General features: G+C 59.9%; 15 protein-coding genes. 8 read left to right on the top strand and 7 right to left on the bottom strand.

From position 1 onward, the window contains the following. Positions 1-15: 15 nt before the first annotated feature. The gene (locus tag ACO08A_RS26640; protein WP_422038863.1) at positions 16-606 is read right to left on the bottom strand and encodes a DUF6653 family protein; all 591 of its coding nucleotides are present in this window, start codon (positions 604-606) and stop codon (positions 16-18) included. 301 nt (positions 607-907) lie between these two features. Between ACO08A_RS26640 and ACO08A_RS26635 the strand changes: the two genes are divergently transcribed. Then, positions 908-3,229 carry a sensor domain-containing protein gene (locus ACO08A_RS26635; RefSeq protein WP_422038862.1) on the top strand — a complete coding sequence of 774 codons (2,322 nt, stop codon included), beginning with the start codon at positions 908-910 and terminating at the stop codon, positions 3,227-3,229. An 8-nt stretch (positions 3,230-3,237) separates the two neighbouring features. On the opposite strand, the gene ACO08A_RS26630 is transcribed toward ACO08A_RS26635, so the two are convergent. Beyond that, on the bottom strand, positions 3,238-5,043 hold the full coding sequence (locus tag ACO08A_RS26630; protein WP_422038861.1) for a PHA/PHB synthase family protein: 1,806 nt from the start codon (positions 5,041-5,043) through the stop codon (positions 3,238-3,240). A gap of 344 nt (positions 5,044-5,387) precedes the next feature. Between ACO08A_RS26630 and ACO08A_RS26625 the strand changes: the two genes are divergently transcribed. The 7 genes from ACO08A_RS26625 (at position 5,388) to ACO08A_RS26595 (ending at position 13,194) form a co-directional block, all read left to right on the top strand. Then, on the top strand, positions 5,388-5,639 hold the full coding sequence (locus ACO08A_RS26625) for a hypothetical protein (protein ID WP_422038860.1): 252 nt from the start codon (positions 5,388-5,390) through the stop codon (positions 5,637-5,639). Positions 5,640-5,880: 241 nt separating this feature from the next. Continuing rightward, positions 5,881-7,098, top strand: coding sequence for an LL-diaminopimelate aminotransferase (locus ACO08A_RS26620; protein WP_422038859.1), 1,218 nt, complete (start codon positions 5,881-5,883; stop codon positions 7,096-7,098). A gap of 22 nt (positions 7,099-7,120) precedes the next feature. Beyond that, positions 7,121-8,443 carry a homoserine dehydrogenase gene (locus tag ACO08A_RS26615; RefSeq protein WP_422038858.1) on the top strand — a complete coding sequence of 441 codons (1,323 nt, stop codon included), beginning with the start codon at positions 7,121-7,123 and terminating at the stop codon, positions 8,441-8,443. 47 nt (positions 8,444-8,490) lie between these two features. Continuing rightward, positions 8,491-9,486, top strand: a complete 996-nt coding sequence (gene glpX, locus ACO08A_RS26610) for a class II fructose-bisphosphatase (RefSeq protein WP_422038857.1) — start codon at positions 8,491-8,493, stop codon at positions 9,484-9,486. 48 nt (positions 9,487-9,534) lie between these two features. After that, positions 9,535-11,352: a single-stranded-DNA-specific exonuclease RecJ gene (gene recJ / locus ACO08A_RS26605; RefSeq protein WP_422038856.1), complete on the top strand. Its 1,818-nt coding sequence runs from the start codon at positions 9,535-9,537 to the stop codon at positions 11,350-11,352. Positions 11,353-11,706: 354 nt separating this feature from the next. Next, positions 11,707-12,606: a nitrilase-related carbon-nitrogen hydrolase gene (locus tag ACO08A_RS26600; protein ID WP_422038855.1), complete on the top strand. Its 900-nt coding sequence runs from the start codon at positions 11,707-11,709 to the stop codon at positions 12,604-12,606. Between the two features lie 102 nt (positions 12,607-12,708). Next, positions 12,709-13,194, top strand: coding sequence for an NUDIX hydrolase (locus ACO08A_RS26595; protein ID WP_422038854.1), 486 nt, complete (start codon positions 12,709-12,711; stop codon positions 13,192-13,194). Here ACO08A_RS26595 and ACO08A_RS26590 read toward each other — a convergent pair. The 5 genes from ACO08A_RS26590 to ACO08A_RS26570 form a co-directional block, all read right to left on the bottom strand. Further along, positions 13,191-13,937, bottom strand: a complete 747-nt coding sequence (locus ACO08A_RS26590; RefSeq protein WP_422038853.1) for an endonuclease/exonuclease/phosphatase family protein — start codon at positions 13,935-13,937, stop codon at positions 13,191-13,193. The two genes, ACO08A_RS26595 and ACO08A_RS26590, sit on opposite strands and share 4 nt — an antisense overlap. 165 nt (positions 13,938-14,102) lie before the next feature. Beyond that, complete coding sequence (locus tag ACO08A_RS26585) at positions 14,103-14,678, bottom strand: sarcosine oxidase subunit gamma (protein WP_422038852.1); 576 nt, start codon at positions 14,676-14,678, stop codon at positions 14,103-14,105. Further along, positions 14,671-17,673, bottom strand: a complete 3,003-nt coding sequence (locus tag ACO08A_RS26580; protein WP_422038850.1) for a sarcosine oxidase subunit alpha family protein — start codon at positions 17,671-17,673, stop codon at positions 14,671-14,673. Before ACO08A_RS26580 ends, ACO08A_RS26585 begins: the two co-directional genes overlap by 8 nt. Continuing rightward, the gene (locus tag ACO08A_RS26575) at positions 17,670-17,975 is read right to left on the bottom strand and encodes a sarcosine oxidase subunit delta (protein ID WP_422038849.1); all 306 of its coding nucleotides are present in this window, start codon (positions 17,973-17,975) and stop codon (positions 17,670-17,672) included. Before ACO08A_RS26575 ends, ACO08A_RS26580 begins: the two co-directional genes overlap by 4 nt. A 16-nt stretch (positions 17,976-17,991) precedes the next feature. Beyond that, entirely contained in the window at positions 17,992-19,245 is a 1,254-nt protein-coding gene (locus tag ACO08A_RS26570) for a sarcosine oxidase subunit beta family protein (protein ID WP_422038848.1), read from the bottom strand.

Below are 19,245 nucleotides of genomic sequence, written 5' to 3'. Positions count from 1 at the left end.
AGTGCAAACTGGAAGTCAGGCGATCTTTTCGGTGTTGTCATTGTCCGGTGCCGACGACCAGAACCGGTAGAGCGGTGACCTGTCCTTCATCTGCTTAAAGAGCAGGACCTGTTTCTGGAAACACACGAGTTGCGCCGAATAGGCAACGAGAAGACCGGTGCCGGTCAAGAGAAGGGATGCCGTGATCCCGCCCGTATAGGCGATCACGGCCCCGAGCCAATAGACCAGGAAAAGCGTGGTGATGCGGGCGCTTAATTTGTCCGGTATCGGCGTGTGGAGGCGGTTCAGCCAGATCCGTTCTCCAAATCCGACCGCGTTTGCCCAGGTGGGTTTTGTCGAAGGCGCGGCCGCTTTGCCCTGAAGAAAAACCAGTCCTGCGACGGCCAGGATCGTGAGGGCAATGGCGGCAGCCGTGCCAACCCAGATGTGTGACCAGATCGCAAGGCAGACAAGCGCCGGCGTCAGCAGCTTGGCGTAGGTGGCACGTGCTCCCGCCGGCTTGCTTCCGCCTGTTATTCGCAGGGTCCCGAGAACCGAATTTGCGGGGTGTCCCCCGTGATGTGCCGGCTGTACCTGCTGGAACTGGTTTCGTTCGGGTGTCTGCATGGTTAACGCTGCGTTTACAATCGAAGCGCAACCATACCCTCAGTCCCGGACACTTGGCAATCTCGGTTGGCCAATGCGCCGAAAGTGCCGCAGTTCCGCGCATGTGAAAGGTGTCGGGACTGGGACGGTATCGGCAAGTCGGTTGTTCGGAAGAACCCTTGATAACGTAGCTGAGGCAACACGCATCTCTTAGCGTAAGTCGCCGTTCTCTTCTAAAAGTTGCTGCCTATTTATTGTTTATTAGGTGCAAAATACATAAAATATCGAACTACCCGATAAACCAGCCGGGTGAAACAACCGGATGAAAAAAGAGACAATGCTTGCCGGTAATCAACACGTTCAATTGACGAGTGGAAAGACCCTCGCGGAGGAACTTGACCGCATCAACGGGCTCGATCATCTGGAAAAAGGTGATCAGCTGCACCTGAGTGATGACTGGGTGCAGACGCTCGTCAACAACGTTTCGGACTACATTTTCGCCAAGGACCGGCATCACAGGTTTGTCATGGCCAACCGCCAGGTTGCGCTCGATCTCGGACTTGAGGACCCGTCCCAGGTGATCGGCAAGACGGATCTCGAGCTGCACCCATTGGAGACCGGTCGCGGGTACAAGAATACCGAAGCGGAGATCATGGCTTCCAAGGAAGCGCGGATCGACTACGAGGAAGTGGCCCTTCCGAAGAACGGTTCGCGGCGCTGGCTGTCGACATCGAAATACCCGGTCCTGAACGCCGAAGGCGAGGTCGTCGGCATTGTCGGGATTTCACGTGACATCACGGAGCGCAAGAAGGCGCAACTCCTGCAAGAGGGTCAGAACAAGGTCCTTCAGGAGATTGCGACCTCCAAACCCCTGCACGAAGTGCTCGAAACCCTCGTGCTGACCATGGAAAGCCAGATGGATGGCGTCATGGGATCCATCATGCTGGTCAGCGAAGATGGCGAGTACCTGGTTCCCGCCGTCGCTCCGAATTTGCCCGAAGGCTATGTCGAGTTGTGCAAGGGAACCCCTGTCGGCCCGAAGGTCGGATCCTGCGGAACCGCGGTCTACCGGCGCGAAAGCGTGTTCGTGGACAATATGCTGGAACATGAACTGTGGAGCGAGTTCCGGGACCTCATCAGAGAGTTCGACATGCGCGCCTGTTGGTCCGTGCCTTTCTTCGGCAAGGACGCGTGCGTTCTGGGAACTTTCGGGCTCTACTCGAACGAAGTGCGCGGGCCGAGCGAACATGAGCACAAACTCGCTGTTGAGGCCGCCCGTTTGGCGTCCATCGCCGTGGAACGGGAGCGTGCAGAAACCGAGATACGCTACCTCGCAAATCATGACGTTCTCACGGGGCTTCCCAATCGGCACGATTTCAAGGCCAAGCTGGCTGAAAAGGTGTCCGACAGCCTACGGTCCGGTGAACCGGTTGCGGTTCTCTTCGTCGATCTCGACGACTTCAAACTCGTCAATGACAGCTTTGGCCATGCGATCGGTGATCAGGTCCTCATGATCATTGCCGAGCGCATCCTGTCCGTGCACGGCGGTCAGCATGAATCGGTGCGTTTCGGTGGAGACGAATTCGTTCTGATCGTCGAGGGGCAACACGCGCAGAAGCTGGCGCTTGTCGACCTGATGACGAAACTCAGAAATGAAATCACCCGGACGATATCCATCGGTGACCTGTCGTTTCACGTGACCTGCAGTATCGGCGCGGCAAGCTGCCCGTCAGACGCCGAAGATGCAGAGCAGCTCCTGAAGAATGCCGACAAGGCGATGTTCGAGGCAAAGTCTCAGGGGCGCGATGGTTTCAAGCTTTTCGAACACTCAAGGCCGAAGAAATCCTTCAACCGGCTGACTTTGCTTGAGGAAATGCGCCGTGGGATCGAAAACGACGAATTCCACCTCGAATATCAGCCGCAATATGATCTGTTCAGTGGCCGGATCGTGGGTGCCGAAGCACTGGTGCGGTGGCGGCATCCGTTTCTCGGCAGGCTGATGCCCGAAGATTTCGTGCCGCTGGCTGAGGACAGCGGCCTGATCGTGCCGCTCGGGCGTTGGGTTCTGTTCGAGGCCTGCCGCCAGAACAGGGAATGGCAACTTCAGGGCCTGCCGACCATCACCATTGGCGTGAATGTCTCTCCCCGGCAGTTCCGCGATGCCGCCCTGACAGGAGATGTCTGCGATGCGCTCGCGCAAACCGGGCTTGCGGCACAACATCTCGAACTGGAAGTCACGGAAAATCTTTTGATGAAGAACGCCGATCAGGCGGTCAAGCTCATGGACGATTTCCGGAGGATCGGCCTGAAACTGGCGATCGACGATTTCGGAACGGGATTTTCCAGCCTGATTGCCCTGAAGAACTTTCCGCTCACGCGCCTTAAGATCGATCAGAGTTTCATCCGCGACCTGGAAACAGACGAGAATGACCGGAGCATTGCGCGCGCGATCATTTCCCTGGGCCGGGAATTGGGACTGAACGTGGTGGCCGAAGGCGTCGAAACCGCGAAGCAGCAGGCATTCCTGGCCAGCTGCAAATGCGAAACCGTGCAGGGCTTCCACTTTGGCAGACCCATGTCGCCGGAGAAATTTGCAGCGCTCCTGGGAATGACCCTGATGCCGATCAGTGCGCAATCACGCTGACACGTACCCTAGACCTTCTGCATGACGTAGGAACCAGGGGCATCCTCTAGTATCTTGACCCTGTTGGCGCCCGGTTTGCGCGCCTTGACCGTCGCCCCGTCGTTTGAACGGATCCATTGATCCCAGTAGGGCCACCAGGAACCCGGATGCTCCTTGGCATTCTTGAGCCAGTTTTCCAGCGTCCCCTTTGCCTCGCCGCCGGTCCAGAACTGGTATTTCTTCTTCGCCGGCGGGTTGACCACGCCCGCGATGTGCCCGGACCCGGCAAGAACATAGTCGACAGGACCGCCGAAGCAGCCGGACCCGAGGAAGACGGATTTGGGCGGCGCGATGTGATCCTCACGCGTGGCGAGGTTGAAGATCGGAATGGTGACCTTGGAAAGATCCAGCATCTCGCCGGCGACTTCCATCTCGCCCTTTGAAAGCTTGTTGTCCAGGTAGCAGTTGCGCAGGTAGAATGAGTGGTTCGCTGCCGGCATGCGCGTTGAGTCGGAATTCCAGTAGAGAAGGTCGAAAGGGAAGGGGTCCTTGCCCTTCAGGTAGTTGTTGACCACGTAGGACCAGATCAGGTCGTTCGAGCGCAGCATGTTGAATGCCGACGACATTTTCGAACCGTCCAGATAGCCCTGTTCTTCCATCCGTTTTTCCAGGACCGAGATCTGCTCCTCGTCCACGAAGACCTTGAGGTCGCCCGCAAAGGTGAAGTCGACCTGCGTGGTGAAGAAGGTTGAGGTCTTGATGCGTTCATCGCCGACCTTTGCCATGTAGGCAAGCGTGACAGCCAGCAGCGTCCCGCCGACGCAGTAGCCGATCGCGTTGACCTCTTCCTGGCGAGTCGCACGCTTGATGACGTCCAGAGTGTCGAGAATGCCTTCCTTCATGTAGTGCTCGAAGCTCTTCTGGGCTTGCCGTTCGTCGGGGTTCACCCAGGAGATGACAAAGACGGTATGTCCCTGATCGACGGCCCACTTGATGAAGGATTTCTCGGGATTCAGATCGAGAATGTAGAACTTGTTGATCCAGGGCGGCACGATCATCAAAGGCCGCTTCAGGACCTCGCCGGTCGTCGGGGTGTACTGGATCACCTGGCACACATCGTTCTGGGCAATCACCTTGCCCGGCGTGTTGCCGAGATTGTCGCCAAGCTTGAATTTGGACGGGTCCGTCTGCCTGATCTTGAGTTCGCCCTGGCCGGTCTTCAGGTCCTCCGCCAGATGCTGCATGCCTTTCACGAGGTTCTCGCCATTGCTTTCCATCGTGAGGCGAAGCAGTTCCGGATTGGTCAGGACGAAGTTCGACGGCGATACCGCGTTGGCGATCTGGGTGACGTAGAACTCCGCCTTGTGACGGGTGTGTTCGTCGAGCCCCTGGGCGTCGTGGACCATTTCTTCGGCCCACTTGCTGGTGATGAGATAGAGTTGCTTGATGAAGTCGAAATACTGATTTTCCTGCCACTCGGGATCCGCGAAGCGCCGGTCCTTGGCCGGTGTTTCGACAGCCGGTTCCGCCTGTTCGCCCATCATCCGTTTCAGGGACGAATTCCACAATTCGATGTAACCGCTCCAGAGCCTTGACTGTGCCTCCAGCGCGCGCTGCGGATCGGACGCCCAGTATTCACCAACCTGGGCCAGCGTCTTGACCACACCCGTCAACTCGTCTGTCGATTCGTGCTTGATCTTGCCTTGTTCGCGCGGCTCGATATAGGCAGCCAGTGCTTTTCCCGCCTGTTCCAGGGTCTTCGCCAGGTTCTGGGCAAACGCTTCCGGGTTGTTGATAATGTAGTGCAACATCGGATGCGGGCGGTCGTCAGACATCGGTATGGTATCCTCCGGTGTTTTCTTTGTCCCTCCTGCCAGGCTAGGCGGAGGGTATTGGGCTTCAAATCGCGATATCTGGTTGGGTTCCCGCCAGTATTCTGCCTGTTGTTCCTATATGGCATAAGGCGCGCGCGCAGTCGATCCGTATTGAAACTCAGACAGTCGGTATGCGGCATCGGTTCTCAGGGGGAGGCCGGGCGCCCGGACGCGCGAAAGTTTGAAGGAAAACACCTTCATACTTCTGGAAAAGACCGGAAACTTTCCGCACGAAGGCAAAATTCCTGATAGCGTTTATGCCGAGGCCGCCGAGGTCTTGAAAGCACCGCTTCGGGAGGAACACGGTGAGTTTGACCGGCAAGCGCACGATCTGCAGCGCGATAGTACTCTGCTTAACCCTGACCGCCTGCGGCGTCGGGCCGGGAACGCCGCTCATCGTCGCTCTGAAACGCGACAAATCGCAACTCGACGGGAATGTGCCGAAACCAAAGGGCTACGACCGCCCGGTGAGCGCGGGTGTCTCAAGCGGTTTGATCAACCCGGCCGATCGCGAAGAGACAGCGGAATATCTGGAATCGCTCGCAACGTCGCAGTAATTCCAGGCGGCTCTTGAGCGGGCAAAGCTTGCTGGCTGAAAACGCGTTGCCGCCTTAATCGGTTTAATTCGGAGCGTCCCGGTGGTCCTGAAAATTTCTTTTCGGAAAACCGGCCAAAATTAGGTGGCTAGTTTCGCAAAGACGGATGCGAAAACGCGTCGGGGCTGCTAAAAGAGCCCCGCCGCGCAGGCATGGACGTGTCTGCGTGCCGCCACTACGTCAACTCGCAAGGATCAGCGCCATGGAGGAATTCCATAAGATCAAGCGGCTGCCGCCGTATGTCTTTGAACAGGTCAACCGTCTGAAGGCAAAAGCGCGCGCTGCGGGTGCTGACATCATCGACCTTGGCATGGGAAATCCGGACCTACCGACTCCGCCGCACATTGTCGAAAAGTTGACCGAGGTGGTCCAGGATCCCAGAACGCACAGGTACTCGGCGTCGAAAGGCATCCAGGGCCTGCGAAAGGCACAGGCTGCCTATTATGGCCGCCGCTTCGGTGTGAAGCTTGATCCCGACACGCAGGTGATCGCCACGCTCGGCTCCAAGGAAGGCTTTGCGAACATGGCGCAGGCGATCTCCGCTCCGGGAGACGTGATTCTGAGCCCGAACCCCAGTTACCCGATCCACACCTTCGGGTTTCTCATGGCCGGCGCATCCATCCGCAACGTCCCCGCCGAACCGGGCCCGGCCTTTTTCGACGCGCTGGAACGCGCTGTCATTCACTCGGTTCCCAAGCCGATCGCAATCATCCTGTGCTATCCGGCAAATCCCACCGCCTATTGCGCCGATCTCGACTTCTACAAGGACGTCGTCGCGTTTGCGCGCAAGCATGACATCTTCATCCTGTCCGATCTTGCCTATTCGGAAATCTATTTCGGGGCGACGCCCCCGCCGTCCGTTCTCCAGGTGCCCGGCGCCATGGACGTGACCGTGGAGTTCACCTCGCTTTCCAAGACGTTTTCGATGCCGGGCTGGAGAATGGGCTTTGCTGTCGGCAATGAACGCCTGGTATCGGCGCTCTCGCGCGTGAAATCTTATCTCGACTATGGCGCCTTTACCCCGATCCAGGTCGCAGCGACGGCTGCGCTCAACGGTCCTGAGGAATGCATTGCCGAGACCCGGCAGGTGTACAAGAAGCGCCGCGATGTCGTGGTGGACAGCTTCGGGCGGGCCGGCTGGGACGTGCCGGCTCCGGAAGCAAGCATGTTCGCCTGGGCACCGATCCCCGAGAAGTTCCGGGCTCTTGGCAGCCTCGAATTCTCCAAGTTGCTGCTGGAACGCGCTGACGTGGCCGTCGCGCCCGGCCTGGGCTTCGGGGAACATGGCGATGATTATGTGCGCATCGGACTGGTCGAGAACGAACAGCGGCTTCGGCAGGCCGCGAGAAATATTCGCCGCTTTCTTGAAACTGCGGACCAAAAGCTGCACAACGTCATCCCGCTCGAGACTTCTGGCTGAATTGAACTGGACAATAATCTGAATGGCTGAAGCATTGAAAATTGGCGTCGCTGGTCTTGGCACCGTCGGCACGTCGGTTGTGCAACTACTGGACAAACACGGTGAGCAGATCGCCCGGAAAACCGGGACAGCCGTCAAGGTGACTGCCGTGAGCGCCCGCGACCGCTCCAGGGACCGTGGCATTGATGTGTCCGCCTGCGCGTGGTTCAGCGATCCGGTCGAGATGGCACGATCCGCGGACATAGACATTTATGTGGAGCTGATTGGCGGCGAAGCCGGCGCGGCCGAAGACAGCGTTCGCGCTGCGCTGGAACGTGGTGTCCATGTCGTGACCGCGAACAAGGCCCTGCTGGCGCGCCACGGCGTAGAACTGGCGGAGATCGCCGATGCGAACAATGCCGTCCTGAATTACGAGGCGGCGGTTGCCGGCGGAATTCCGATCGTCAAGACGCTGCGCGAATCCATGACGGGCAACGATATCAGTCGCGTCTACGGCATCCTGAACGGCACCTGCAATTACATACTCACGCGCATGGAAGCGGAAGGGATCAGTTTCGAGGACTGTCTCGCCGACGCGCAGCGTCTCGGCTACGCGGAAGCGGATCCGACCTTTGACATCGAAGGCAATGACACCGCCCATAAGCTGGCGATCCTGACCAGCCTCGCATTCGGCACGAAGATTTCCAGCGATACGATTTTCATGGAGGGCATCACGTCCATTACCACGGCGGACATCCAGGCGGCCGATGAACTCGGCTTCCGCATCAAGCTGTTGGGTGTGGCGCAACGCACCGATACAGGAATCGAGCAGCGCGTTCATCCGACAATGGTGCCGAAATCTTCTGCGATCGCACGGATTGACGGCGTCCTGAACGCGGTTGCGGTCGATGGTGACTATGTCGGTGAGATCGTGCTCGTCGGACCGGGAGCCGGCGGAAACGCGACCGCGTCTTCTGTCGTCGCAGACATCTCCGATATTGCCCGGGGGGATGCGACCCATGCCCTCGGAATGCCGGCGGAGGACCTAAAAGACTATCAGCGGGCGCGCATGCGGCTGCACGAGGGCGGCTATTACATCCGTCTGTCCGTGTTCGATCGCCCCGGTGCTTTCGCGGAGATCGCGCGCTGCATGGGCGATGCCGGTATTTCGCTGGAATCGATTGTGCAGAAACGGCAATCGGCGGAAGAACCGCCGGCGTCATTCGACGCCGAGTTGCCTCAACCTGTCATACTGATCACTTATGAGACGACCGAGGTCGCGATCAAGGAGGCCCTGGACGTGATCATGTCCAAGGGCGTCGTCGCCGAGCCTCCGCAAATGATACGCATTGAAAAGCTGAACTGATAGCAAGGTGCCTGCCGCTTGCTGCGGGGGAAAGACTGGAGAAGTTGATGTCCGATACAGAAAATCAGCCGTCGAGTGGACTGGACCGGATTCTGACCCTTGAACTGGCACGCGTGAGCGAGAGGGCGGCTGTGTCCGCAGCGCGTCTGCGGGGACACGGGGATGAGATGGCTGCCGATCAGGCTGCGGTCGACGCCATGCGGCGCGAGCTGAACCGCTTGCCGATCGACGGGACGGTCGTCATCGGCGAGGGGGAGCGCGACGAAGCACCCATGCTCTATATCGGCGAGAATGTCGGCACCAAGCAGGGGCCCCAGGTCGACATTGCTCTCGATCCGCTGGAAGGCACCACCATCTGCGCAAAGAACCTGCCGAATTCCCTGGCCGTTATCGCGTTGGCCCCGGCAGGCGACCTCCTGAATGCACCGGACAGCTACATGGACAAGATTGCCATCGGGCCGGGCTACCCCGCCGGTCTGATTGATCTCGATGCTCCGGTTGCCGACAACATTGCAGCCGTCGCAAAGGAAAAGGGCGTTGCCGTTTCGGAAGTGACGGCCTGCGTTCTTGACCGTCCCCGGCACGCGCGCCTGATCGAGGACATCCGCGCCACGGGCGCTGCGATCCGGCTAATCGGCGACGGCGACGTTGCCGGCGTCATTCACACGACCGACCCGGACGAAACCGGCATCGACATCTATGCCGGTATCGGCGGAGCTCCCGAAGGGGTGCTGGCAGCTGCCGCCCTGCGCTGCATCGGCGGACAGATGCAGGCCCGGCTGGTCATCACGCGCGACGAACAGGTCGATCGGGCCCATCGCATGGGGATCGAGGACATCAAGAAGAAATACACGCTGGAGGAAATGGCGGGACCGGATGTTCTCTTTGCAGCCACGGGCGTGACCGATGGCAATTTCCTGCAAGGCGTCCGGTTTGGACGTGAGCATATCACCACCCACACCGTTGTGATGCGGTCCTCGACAGGAACGGTTCGCTACATCAAGGCGCAGCACCATGATCTGGAGAAATTCCACCTGGATTGAGGGCCGTGCCGAAAGTCTGTCGAGGTTCAGGATCCGGTCTTGCTTTGAATGATCAAAAACTCCGATGAGGAAGACGGGCGGCTCGTACTCGGGGTCGCCAGATCGGCAAACGACAACGCCTGGCGCGAGCGCCTGAGCGCGTCCGAGGCACGCACGGCCATGGCGATCGCACAGATGGAGGGCATTCCGGATGTGCTGGCGCGCGTTCTCGCAGCGCGCGGCGTCACGCAGGAAAAGGCGGCCGACTTTCTCGATCCGACCCTCAAGTCCCTGATGCCTGATCCATCCAGTCTGCAGGACATGGACGCTGCGGTCGAAAGGATCGCGGATGCCGTTCAGGCGGGGAAGAAGATTGCGATCTTCGGCGACTATGACGTTGACGGTGCGACTTCCTCCGCGGTTTTTGCCAAATATCTCAACTGGCTGGGGCTGGATCCGATCATCCATATCCCGGATCGCATCGTCGAAGGATATGGTCCCAACGGTCCGGCAATCGAACATCTGCATGCCAGCGGAGCGGAATTGCTGGTTACGCTGGACTGCGGCAGCACCTCGTCCGAAGCGTTCGAAACGGCCCGGTCCCTGAACCTGGATGTAGTTGTCATCGACCACCACCAGGTTGGAGAAACGCTTCCCGACGTCGTGGCGCTGGTCAATCCGAACCGGCAGGACGACCTGTCTGGCCAGGGACATCTGGCAGCGGTCGGCGTCACGTTTCTCTTCCTCGTCGGTCTGAACAGAGAACTCAGAAGGCGCGGCGTGTTCGAGAGCGGCCGACAACCGGATCTGATGTCACTGCTCGATCTTGTCGCTCTTGGAACCGTCTGTGACGTGGTTCCGCTCAGGGAGCTGAACCGCGCCTATGTCACCCGGGGTCTGGCGGTCATGCACAAGCGCCAGAACCCGGGTCTCACTGCACTGGCCGATGTGGCCCGGGTGAACGGCAAGCCTGTTCCGTACCACCTGGGTTTTCTGGTAGGCCCGAGAATCAACGCCGGAGGCCGGATCGGAGACGCCGCTCTCGGAGCGCGCCTGCTCACCACGCAGGACAGCCACGAGGCCCGCGCAATCGCCGAGCGGCTCGATCAGTTGAACAACGAACGCCAGGCGATGGAAGCGCATATGCTGGAAGAAGCGGGCGCTGAGGCACTTGCGGCCATCGACACGCGCGACCCGGCCGTTCTGCTCACCGGGTCCGAAGATTGGCATCCGGGCATCGTGGGGCTGATTGCCTCGCGCTTGAAGGAGGCGCATCGGCGGCCGGCCTTCGCCATTGCCTACGATGCCTCGGGCAAGGGGACAGGCTCCGGCAGGTCCGTTCATGGTGTCGACCTCGGCGCTGCCGTGCGCAAGGCTGTCGAAATCGGGCTGCTCGAGAAGGGCGGAGGTCACGCCATGGCTGCCGGTCTGACCGTACAGCGGGAAAAAGCCGGTGACCTTGAGGAGTTCTTTAATCAAACTCTAAAGAATGACGTTGAAGATGCTACAAGTAAAAGAGAAATCCGGGTTGATGCTGCGCTGACAGCGACCGGTGCTACCCTGGATCTGGTGGAGCTGCTTGAAAAGGCCGGACCTTTTGGGGCAGGCCATTCCGAGCCGGTCTTTGCATTTCCCGCGCATCGCATCTCATTTGCCGATGTTGTCGGAAAGGGGCATGTTCGGGCGACCATCGCCGCTGGCGACGGTGCCTCCTTGAAGGCCATCTGCTTCAAGGCGGATGACAAACCTCACGGGCGCATGCTGCTGGAAGGCAGGGGACGTAACCTCCATCTGGTCGGGACGCTCTCGATCGATACTTGGCAAGGTACTCCAAAGGTACAAATGCGCATCCTCGATGTTGCCGATCCGCGAAAGAGCCGCCTGTAAGCGCGCCCGGTAAGAGGCCATTAACCAAACTCTAAGGCTCGCTGCGTAAGCTTTCTTCACGAAGGAATCGTGAGGGAAAGATATGCGCGCTCAGAATGAGCTTTCGCCATATTTTGCGGAAATTGACAAACGCACCGACAACGCGCTGAAGGGCATCCGAGAAGTGCGCCGGTCTGCGAAACTGAAATCCTTGCCGTCGCAACCGAAGGGAACAGTCGCTGGAACCGGGTTCCTCGTGCTTTTCGCTGTTTTTGTCGGTTTTTTCCTGGATTGATCCGGACCCCCATTCGCACTTGAAATCAAGGCGCTGCCGCTTTTATGTCTGACAGCTGAACTGTTGGAGATACCTGCGGCATGACCGATTATCCTATTGCACTCTGGTCCTTTAACCTCGGCCGCGCACCGGCCTCGGTCGACGCATTGGCGCGTGCCATCCAGGACGAGATGCGGAAAGCAGCGGACGCAGGCGCGAAGCTGCTCATGCTCCCGGAATACTTCATCGAATGCTGTCTGGCTTTCAAACCGGCAGGACTGCCGCCCGATCGCGAAATGGCGTTTCTCGCCGATGTGGGCAAAGACCTGTTGAACCTGCTGGCACCTTTGCCGCAGCAACACGGAATTTCCCTTCTGGCCGGAACGATGCCGGTGAAAACAGATGGCGGCATTACCAATACCGCGTTTCTGCTGACCGCGGATGGTCGCCAGATCAGGCAGGACAAGCTTTGCCTGACACCTTTTGAGCAGGATCCCGATACCTGGAACCTGACGCCGGGGAACCGGCTTGCTGTTTTCGAGCTTGATGGCCTCAAAATGGCGATCCTCATTTGTCTGGATATCGAGATGCCGGCCCTCAGTTGCCTGCTCGCCAAGGCGGGACCGGATCTGATTCTGGTGCCGTCGATGACGGAAAAACTGTCCGGTTATCACCGGGTCTACGGGTGCGCCAAGGCACGGGCGGTCGAACTGATGTGTGCTGTCGCCGTGTGCGGCGTTGTTGGGGTTTCAAAGGGCACGACACAAAACGACTCCAGCGTTTCGGGGGCCGCTCTTTATGTTCCATGTGAAGAAACCCTTGGTTTTACGGGTATTGCAGCCGAAATTGCGGCGACAGACGGGAGTAATTCCGAAGAACCATTCCTGACCTGTGGTGTGCCGATGAAGGAACTGGGTGACCTGAAATGCGGCAAGGCTGAAGTGTGGCCGGGAGCCTGGAGCGCCGAGGCGGTATCGATAAGCGAAGATGCCTTAAGGTAAATTGTGTTTAAGTAACAAGCCTGATGCACAAAGTGCGCTTTTGTCTAGACAAATTGAGCGAATGCCACTAAGTACACACCTCCATTGAAGGAAGGTGTGAAAGTGAGTCTGTCCAGATCGTTTGCAAAGGGGGAAAAGTCGTGGCTGCGGGGGCTATTGGGTTTGTTCTACAAGCCGGCCCGATTGCAGATCGCTGCCCTGTGCATGCGTCCGGGCGAGACCGAGACCGAGATCCTTCTGGTTTCGACACGGGATACGGGTCGATTGATCCTGCCCAAGGGGTGGCCGGAGCCTGACAGACAGGACCACGAGACCGCCGCGACGGAGGCCTACGAGGAAGCGGGTGTCGTCGGGCAGGCAGATCCGTGCGCACTCGGGACCTTCAGTTCGTACAAGGGACGGTCGGATGGCTCGAAAGTGCGGACAAGGGTGTTGGTCTTCAAGCTGCAGTTTGAAAAGCAACTGAGCAAGTTTCCGGAACTGGGGCAGAGGCAATGCCTGTGGCTGCCCTTTTCCGAAGCCGTGGACCGGGCCAACGAAAGCAGCCTGAAGCGCTTTCTTCTCCGCCACCGGGCTGAAATCGCCTAGGAAATCTCTTCCGAAGACTCTTTCGCGCTGACGGACAGGTGACCGGAAGCTTCGAGCGAAAGGTGCGCCCAGACCGGCAGATGGTCGGACGCCACGCGCGCGGTCCGGGATTTGTGAACGCCGGCCTTTTGCACGGTGAATTCCGGACTGGTGATGATCCTGTCGAGGCTGCCGACGGGAAGCGGGCTCGGAAAACTCTTGCCCGGTGTCGTGACTTCGTAGCGTTCTTCCAGGAGCTTCAGGCTGCGCGCCGTGTCGCGCCATTCGTTCAGGTCGCCAATCAGCACGGTCGGCAGGTAGTCGAGATTTTCATGCAGTTGGTGCATCAGCGAGCTGATCTGCTTCTTGCGGAAATGCCCGAGCAGGCTGAGATGCATCGCGGCCACGCGTATCTTTTCGCCGCCGATGTCGAGATCCACGGCGACGGCGCCGCGCGGTTCCAGTGTCGGCAGTTCCAGCTTTCTGAAATCGACGATCCCGATCGAGTCACGGATCAGGATCGCGTTGCCGTGCCATCCCAGGCTCTTGCCGTTCTCCGAAAAGGGGACGGGACGGTAACCGGTTTCCGAGAGGATCGTGACCCTGTCCAGCGTGCTTTCGCGCGGGCCGAAGCGTTTGTCGGCTTCCTGCAGCGCCAAGACATCGCAATCGAGTTCACGGATGACCTTGAGGGTCCGTTCCGGGCGGCGACGGGCATCGACGCCGATCGCCTTTTGTATGTTGTAGGAACCGATTTTCAGCATATGGGAGAGAGTTGCGGGATTTCGCGGCGGTTTGCAAGTCAACGCTTCGAGAAACCGATGAACGTGCGCATACGCCTCTTGAAATTCGCGCACAGTTGGGCAGTCCCAAAGAAAAAGCCCCCGTGGCGCTTGCCACAGGGGCGTGCACTCATCCGCCGGCGCGCGTTAGGCCGCTTCCAGCTCCCCGGCGGACTGCACCAGCAGTCCTGAAACGTAGTCCATGAAGGAAACCCAGGCTTCCACGACGAACGTCTCCGGACCGGTGCGCCAGACCATCACCGGCGACTTGTGGAAGATCGTGCGTGAAACCGTGCCGACGGGAAAGGCATCGAGTGAAAAGTCGATGAAGATGCCCGTGTTGAGCAACCAGACCGCTTTTTCACCGCTCACGATAATCGCTTCGGACCGCTCCGAAATGTCCACGAGCGCATGCGGCTGGTCCTTGAGCCCGGTCTCGATCGCCTCGAAGACAGAGCCCAGGTCGTCTTCGGGAGCCAGCAGGGTCCACTCGTCCGGCCCCATCCAGAGCGCGGCGCGCTTGTCTCCAAGTCCGCAGGACATCGGTTTGGCGGGCAATACGGCACCGAAGGCGTTGCCTGCATCATCAAGAGACGTAGGCCGCACGCGCAGTGAAAGCCGTGTCACCGGTGCCGCCTTGAGGATCGAAACATCGCCAAGGCTCAGCAGCGGGTCCGCCCCGGCGTCGGGGGTGATCAGATCATTGGCCAGAACTTCAGACATTGATCCGCGCTCCTTCCTTGTCATAGAACACTGGACCGGTTACCTCGACCGGGATGCTGCCGTCCGGCATCGGAACATAAAGCGTCTTGCCCTCAAGGGCATGACCGTTCTTGACGACGGCCAGGGCAATCGTCCGGTCAAGCGCAGGGCTGAAATAGGACGAGGTGACGTGACCTTCTGCCTGCGTACCCGTCGCCGGGTTTTCGGCGGTGGTTATCTGCGCACCTTCCTCGAGTTTCACCTTCGGGTCCTTCGTGAGCAGCCCGACGAATTGTTTGCGGTTTTCCGCCACGAGATCCGGACGTTCCAGCCCGCGCTTGCCGACAAAGTCGAGTTTCTTCTTGCCGATGGCCCAGGTCATGCCGGCATCCTGCGGGGTCACGGTTCCGTCCGTGTCCTGACCGACAATGATGTAGCCTTTCTCCGCGCGCAGGACGTGCATGGTTTCGGTTCCATACGTGGTGCCGGCATGCTTTTCGATTTCCTTGGCGAGCGTCTCCCACATCATCTTGCCATGCCGGCGCGGCACGTTGATTTCAAAGCCGAGTTCCCCGGTGAAGGAAATCCTGAAGAGGCGGCAGGGAACGCCGCAGAACGTGGCCTCCCGTACGCTCATGTGCGGAAACGCCTCGTTGGAAAGGTCGACACCTTCGATGAACGGGGCGATGACATCGCGCGCCTTCGGGCCCTGGACGGCGGCAACCGCGTATTGTTCCGTCGTCGAGGTGATCCACACGTCGAGATCGGGCCATTCGGTCTGAAGATAGTCCTCCATGGTCGCGAATACGCTTGGCGCGCCGCCTGTCGTGGTGGTCACGTGAAAGCGGTCATCTGCAAGGCGCCCGATGACTCCGTCATCGGTGATGAAGCCGGCATCATTGAGCAGAAGGCCGTAGCGGCAGCGTCCGGGCGCGAGCTTCTTCCAGGGATTGGTGTACATACGCTCCAGGAATTCCGCCGCATCCGGTCCGACGACCTCGATCTTTCCGAGGGTCGACGCATCGAACAGGCCGACGCTGTCGCGCACCGTCTTGCACTCACGTGCGACGGCGGCATGCATGTCCTCGCCCGGCTTCGGGAAGTACCAGGTTCGCTTCCATTGTCCGACATCTTCAAAGACACCGCCATTGTCGACAACCCAGTCATGCGACGGGGTCTTGCGAACCGGGTCGAAAAAGTCGCCACGGGCAACGCCCGCGAAGAGGCCGAAAGTAGTCGGCGTGTAGGGCAGGCGGAACGTGGTCAGTCCCACATCCGTCATCGGACGCTCCAGCGCGCCGGACGCGATCTGCAGGGCGTTCATGTTGGAAAGACGGCCCTGGTCGGTTGCCATGCCGGTCGTTGTGTAGCGCTTGATGTGCTCGATGGAATGCATGCCCTCGCGCACCGCCAGCTTGACGTCCTTGGCGGTGACGTCGTTCTGGTAATCAACGAATGCCTTGACCTTGGACGCGTTGCGATCGTGGGGCAGGGCGCCGAGCGTTCCGCCTTCACCCGGCTCTCCGCCGCTGGCGGTGGCATGGGACACCTTGGCCGATTTGCCGGTCGCAGCCTTGGCGGCTTCTTCACCGGCTGCATAGCCGTCCTCGAGCGTTGCCTGCAGGCCGTAAAGGCCTTTCGCGCCGCCGATGGAACGCTCTTTCTGGACGGATTGTCCGGGAACATAGGCCCCCTTGTCGGCATCCCAGACCACCTTGCCGCGGGACTGGGAATAGAGACTGACCGTGGGCGTCCAGCCGCCCGACATGAGCAGCGCGTCGCACTCGACCTGGCCGCCCGAGGCGACCTGACCGGATGTCATCAGTTTGCCGAGAAGCACCGACTTGACGCGTTTGCGGCCGAGTGTGCCGGTGATCACGCATCCTGCTTCGACACGGATGTTCCGCGCCTTCGCGATCGAAATCAGGCTTTCGGGCGGGGTCTCGCGCAGATCGGCGATCGCGGCGATTTCAACGCCGTGGTCCGCAAGATCGAAGGCCACCTGCCAGGCGGTGTCACATGCCGTCGCGATCACAACCTTGTGGCCGACCTTGACGCCGTACCGGTTCAGATAGGTGCGGCCGGCTTCGGCCAGCAGAATGCCGGGGCGGTCGTTCTCGGGAAACACCATCGGCCGTTCAATTGCGCCGGAAGCGATGACGACTTCCTTGGCCCGGACCTGCCACAGCCGCTCCCGCGGCAATTTCGGATCCGGGTTTGCGACGTGCTCCGTTACCCGTTCGGCAAGCGCGACATAGTTGTGCGCGAAATAGCCGAATGCTGTGGTTCTCGACAGCAGTCTGACATTGTCCATCGAAGCGAGTTTGCCGATCGTCTCGCCAACCCAGTCGGCCGGTGCCTGGCCGTCGATGGTGGCGTTTGTTTCCGTCAGCAGGGAACCGCCGAATTCCGCCTGTTCATCGCACAGAATGACGCTGGAACCGGTTTCTGCCGCGGCCAGCGCGGCTGCAAGCCCGGCGGGCCCTGCGCCGGCAATCAGCACATCGCAGTGGGCATACTGGTTTCCATAGAAGTCCTGATCCGGGTTCTTCGGCGGTTTGCCGAGACCGGCTGCAGCCCGGATGACGGGTTCGTACACTCGGTCCCAGAAGGACTTCGGCCACATGAAGGTCTTGTAGTAGAAACCCGCCGGAAAGAACATCGACAGACGGTCGTTGATCGCGCCGACGTCGAAACCGAGCGAGGGAAACCGGTTCTGCGAGATGGCTTCGAGGCCCTGGTAAAGCTCGACCTGCGTCGCGCGCAGGTTCGGTGTCTGGTCACCGTGCCGGAAGATACCGACCAGGGCATTCGGTTCTTCCGAACCTGCGGTCACGATCCCGCGCGGACGGTGATACTTGAAGGACCGGCCGACAAGGTGGACGCCGTTTGCAAGCAGGGCGGAGGCAAGCGTGTCGCCCTTGTGGCCCTGCATCTGTTCCCCGTCGAAGGTGAAACTGATCTGTTCGGCCCGGTCGATCCGGCCGCCTTTTTCGGTACGGAATGGCTGGCTCATTTGCCGGCCTCCTTGGCAAGTTCTTCAAGGTCCGGCATCGGTTCGCCCGCCTTGTAGAAACTGAGAAATTCGTCTGAGACCGTGTGGCGAACCGCGTTGAAGAAACGCCCGCACCCGTGGATATGGCGCCAACGCTCAGCGTAGACGCCTTTGGTGTTGCTTCTCATATAGAGGAAGTTCACCCAATCTTCGTCGCTCGTTTCCGATGGATCGGCAGGACGCGCGATATGGGCCTCGCCGCGGCAGGAAAATTCCGTTTCCGGACGCTCGACACCGCAATAGGGGCAATAAACCAGCAACATCTGATGAAATCTCCCCTCAGTGAGCCACGGCGGCCGCGGCCGCTTCGTCGATGAGACGACCGGTGCGGAACCGGTCGATCGTGAATGGTGCGTTGATCCGGTGCGGCTCGTCCCTGGCAATCGTGTGCGCAAAGACGTGCCCGGACCCCGGTGTTGCCTTGAAGCCGCCGGTGCCCCAGCCGCAATTGACGTAAAGGCCCTGTACGGGTGTCTTGGAAAGGATCGGCGACCGGTCGGGTGTCACGTCGACGATGCCGCCCCAGTTCCGCAGCATCCGCATGCGCCGGAAATGCGGGAAAAGTTCGCAGATCGCGTCGATCGTATGATTGGAGATGTGAATGCCGCCGGTTTGCGAGTAGGAGATGAACTGGTCGGTGCCCGCGCCAATGACCAGTTCGCCCTTGTCGGATTGCGAAATGTAGGCGTGGATCGTGTTGGACATCACGACACACGGGAAGGCCGGCTTGACCGGTTCGGAGACGAGCGCCTGAAGAGGGTAGGACTCCAGCGGCATGCGAACGCCGGCCATGTCCATGATGGTCGATGTGTGCCCGGCCGCGACAACGCCGACCTTCTTTGCCTTGATGAAGCCTTTCGAGGTTTCAACGCCTTCAACGGACCCGTCGGCACCGCGGCGAATGCCGGAGACGGCGCAGTTCTGGATGATATCGACACCCATGTCGTCCGCGCCGCGCGCATAGCCCCAGGCAACCGCGTCGTGTCTCGCCGTCCCGCCGACGCGCTGAAGAGCCGCGCCCATGACGGGGTAGCGGATGTCCTTCGAGATATTGAGGGGCGGGCAGTATTCTTTGGCCTGCTCGGGCGACAGCCACTCGTTCTGGACGCCCGCGAGCCTGTTGGCGTGAATGTGGCGCTGCGCGACCTGAACATCGTGGACCGTATGCGCGAGCATCATCACGCCGCGTGCGGAATACATGACGTTGTAATTGAGTTCCTGCGACAGGCCTTGCCACAGGCCGATTGCGTGATTGTAGAGCGCCGCGCTTTCTTCCCAGAGATAGTTGGACCTGACGATGGTGGTGTTGCGGCCCGTGTTGCCGCCGCCCAGCCAGCCCTTTTCGACAACGGCCACGTTGCGCACGCCGTGTTCCTTGGCGAGGTAAAAGGCCGTTGCGAGACCATGTCCGCCCGCGCCGACAATCACGACGTCGTATTCGGACTTCGGCTCGGGGGAACGCCACTGGCGTCCCCAGTTCTGGTGCGCGGAAAAGGCGTTTTTAGCCAGTTCCAGGAAGGAATATCGCTTCAT

It is taken from the genome of Roseibium sp. (assembly GCF_965232425.1).
Taxonomy (GTDB): Bacteria; Pseudomonadota; Alphaproteobacteria; order Rhizobiales; family Stappiaceae; genus Roseibium.
This window is presented reverse-complemented; position numbering and strand designations above follow the sequence as displayed.